General features: G+C 75.4%; 4 protein-coding genes. 2 read left to right on the top strand and 2 right to left on the bottom strand.

Annotated features, from left to right (window positions below; translation table 11 throughout):
• Positions 1 to 12: 12 nt before the first annotated feature.
• Positions 13 to 846: a hypothetical protein gene (locus CNO22_RS26455; RefSeq protein ID WP_198588629.1), complete on the bottom strand. Its 834-nt coding sequence runs from the start codon at positions 844 to 846 to the stop codon at positions 13 to 15.
• Between the two features lie 103 nt (positions 847 to 949).
• Between CNO22_RS26455 and CNO22_RS26450 the strand changes: the two genes are divergently transcribed.
• Positions 950 to 1,519 carry a hypothetical protein gene (locus tag CNO22_RS26450; protein ID WP_100502211.1) on the top strand — a complete coding sequence of 190 codons (570 nt, stop codon included), beginning with the start codon at positions 950 to 952 and terminating at the stop codon, positions 1,517 to 1,519.
• Between the two features lie 27 nt (positions 1,520 to 1,546).
• Here CNO22_RS26450 and CNO22_RS26445 read toward each other — a convergent pair whose 3' ends face one another.
• The gene (locus CNO22_RS26445; protein ID WP_100502210.1) at positions 1,547 to 1,810 is read right to left on the bottom strand and encodes a helix-turn-helix domain-containing protein; all 264 of its coding nucleotides are present in this window, start codon (positions 1,808 to 1,810) and stop codon (positions 1,547 to 1,549) included.
• Between the two features lie 181 nt (positions 1,811 to 1,991).
• On the opposite strand from CNO22_RS26445, the gene CNO22_RS26440 reads away from it, so the two are divergent.
• A partial coding sequence (locus tag CNO22_RS26440) for an SAF domain-containing protein (protein ID WP_232807375.1) occupies positions 1,992 to 3,014 on the top strand: 1,023 nt, incomplete at its 3' end.

The following is a 3,014-nucleotide window of genomic DNA, read 5'->3' as shown; positions in this document are numbered from 1 at the left end:
ATATATGTAACATTAGTCCTCGGTGTGCAACGGATGGTGATGCAGCTGAGGTGAGCGGAAGCGGAAGAGCGGTTTAGTGGACTGGATGATGATGCGTCTCAGCAAGGCGTACACGTAAGGCGTCGTCGGCAGCGTCGGATGTGTATAAGCGGCGGCCTGGCCCGGGAGCAGGAGGTCGGGGTCGGGTCCGATCACGGCGGCGTTGGCGTGCCACCAGGCGTCGACGGCGGTGGCCACCTCCCCGTCCGTCGGGGTGCTGCCGGTCCGCCGGGCGAGGTCGGCGGCGGCGATGTCCCACAGGCACTCGCCACGCAGGACGACGTGCCCGCCCTCGACCGGGGCCGGCCAGTCGGGCACCGGCGCGGGGGCGGCGGCGGCAGGCGTGGGAGTCGGGGTGCCCGGCCAGTCCGCGACGGGACCGGGCGGTGCGGCCGGCGCCTGGGCGGAGGCGACGGCGAGCGTCTGGGGGAGTGCGCCCGCGGTCGGGCTGCAGGCGGCCAGCAGCGGGCCGCTGGTGACCAGACCGACGCCGAGCGCGAGCGCCGCTGCCCGCCGGGCGCCGGCGGGGAGGAGGCACCGGGTGAGCGCCCGCGCCAGGGCGCCGGCGACCCCGGGCAGCGCGGAGAGCGCGGTGAGGGTCAGGCCGAGCGCGCCCCACAGCCAGACGACCCAGGCGAGTGCTGCCACGCCGGCGAGCAGGACGGTCTCGGCCCCGGCCGTGTCGACGGCGTGCTGCAGGTCGAGCCCGGCGTCGGCGACCGCTCCGAGGTCCGGGGTGACCGCGCGAAGGCCGGCGGCAGCAGCGGCCATTGCCGCTGCCGTCCCGAGCAGGCGCCGGATCGACATGTCTCCTCCTCGACTGGTCGACGTTGCTGCGTGACTAAACCAACCAAACGCAAGCAAACGCAAGGATCAGCACCCACTAATGTGGAAACCGAGGAGGTGGCGGATGCGGTGGCAACGGCTCTTCGCCGACCTGCAGGCGGAGTTCGACGAGGCGGAGGCGGCGGCCGAGCGGGCCGAGGACGCCTCACGCCGGCGCGTGGAGGTGGGCGCCGTCCGGCTGGTGGACCGGCTGGCCGGCGCTCTCGACCGGCCGCTGACCCTGCGGTGTTCCGGCGCCGGCGACGTGACCGGGGTCCTCGTCGAGGTGGGGGCCGACTGGCTGCTGCTGACCGACGGGAGTCGGCGGGAGGTGCTCGTGGCGACGTCGACGGTGCGGACGGTCGCCGGCCTGGGGCGGGCGACGGCTCCCGCCGAGGACCCCGGTCCGGTGCGTGCGCGGCTGGACCTGCGGCGGGCGCTCCGCGGGCTGGCCCGCGACCGCAGCGTCGTGCAGGTCGTCCTGGACGACGGCTCGTCCTACGTCGGCACGGTGGACGGCGTCGGTGCCGACCACGTCGAGCTGGCCGAGCACGCGGCCGACCAGCCGCGCCGGGCGGCGGCCGTGCGCGGGGTCCGGGCGATCGCCCTGCCGGCGGTGGCGGTCGTGCGGACGCTGACGCCCGGGCTGGACTGACCGGCCGGCTCCGGGCGCCGTGCGGGGTCAGCCCCGGCGTCCCCCGGGGCCGGTCGGCGCGTCGTCCGGCTCCTCCACGGCGGTCTCCGCGGGCACGGTGCCGGCCCGCGCCTCGGCGTACTTCTGCGCGATGAAGCGCTCGAGCTCCTCGTTCTCGACCCGCCACTGGCCGCGGCCACCGATCTGGATGGCGATCAGTTCCTTGCGGCGCACCAGCGCGTAGGCCTGCGACCACGAGACGTTGAGGATCTCGGCGACGTCGTCGAGGGTCAGGAACCGCGGTGTGGGCATCAGGTCTCCGTCCGGTCCCGGTCAGTCTGGCAGCCCCGTCCGGGTGGCATGCGGGCTGTCCACAACCCCGAACGTGTGGACAGCGCCTGCACGCACCGGCGTCCCTGCCCCATCATCTGCGTCCGACCGTGGCCCACCCGGGCCGTCCACGGCATCCGCGCAGATGGAGGAACCGTCGGCTGTGAGCGCCACGCGCACCGCGTCCACCGCCCCGGGGGCCACCACCCCGGGCACCGCCGCCTCCGTGCCGGGGTCGGCACCGCGACGGGTCCGGCCGCCGCGCTGGCTGGACCTCCGGCTGGTGCTGGGCGTCCTGCTGGTGCTCGGCTCGGTCCTGCTCGGCGCGCGCGTGGTCGCGGCCGCCGACGCCACGGTGCCGGTGTGGTCGGCGGCCGGGGACCTCGCCGCGGGCACCGTGCTCATCGCCGGGGACCTGGTGGCCGTCGACGTCCGGCTCGACGACGTCGCCGGTGCTTACCTCGCGACGAGCACCCGGCCGGAGGGCCGGACTCTCGCCCGCGCCGTGCGCAGCGGCGAGCTGCTGCCCCGGACGGCACTGGAGGAGCCGGCCGAGCTGGTGCAGCTGGCGCTCCCGGTGCAGGCCGGCTACGTGCCCCCGGGGCTGGAGCGCGGTCAGGTCGTCGACGTCTACGCCGTGGCGGACCCCGCGGCCGGCGCCACCGCGGCCGGGGATGGGAGCGTCGCCCTCGTGGTGGCGGCGGCTCCGGTGCAGGCCATCTCCGGCCGAACCGAGGGGGTGCTGTCGACGGCGACGACCACCGTGCAGGTCGTCGTCTCGGTGCCGACCGAGCAGGCGCCGGCGGTGCTCGGCGCGATCGGCGGCCGGCCGCTGGTCGTCGTCGTGCACGGTTCGGTGGACGACGCCGGAGCCGCGGCATCGGTCCCGGCGGCGGCCGCGCCGTCCTCCGCGCCGTCGTCGTCCTCCGCGCCCTCGACCTCGGCTCCGGCCGCGCGACCGTCTGCAGGGGCCGCCCCGCCCGCCGCCGGGGCGGCTCCGCCCGCGGCCGGGCCCCCAATCTCGGAGCCTATAGCCCGGAACTGGAGCTCGGTCGCCGTGTTCGCCTGTAAAAAAAGCATGCCCGTCCGGCGTGTCCAGAGGCGGTTCGTAGTACAGGTATACCCAGTGGTTGTCCTCGAAGTCCAGGTCGATCGCGATGCACTGCAGCCCGTGCTCGTGGTTGTT

It is taken from the genome of Geodermatophilus chilensis, assembly GCF_002802985.1.
Lineage (GTDB): Bacteria > Actinomycetota > Actinomycetes > Mycobacteriales > Geodermatophilaceae > Geodermatophilus > Geodermatophilus chilensis.
This window is presented reverse-complemented; position numbering and strand designations above follow the sequence as displayed.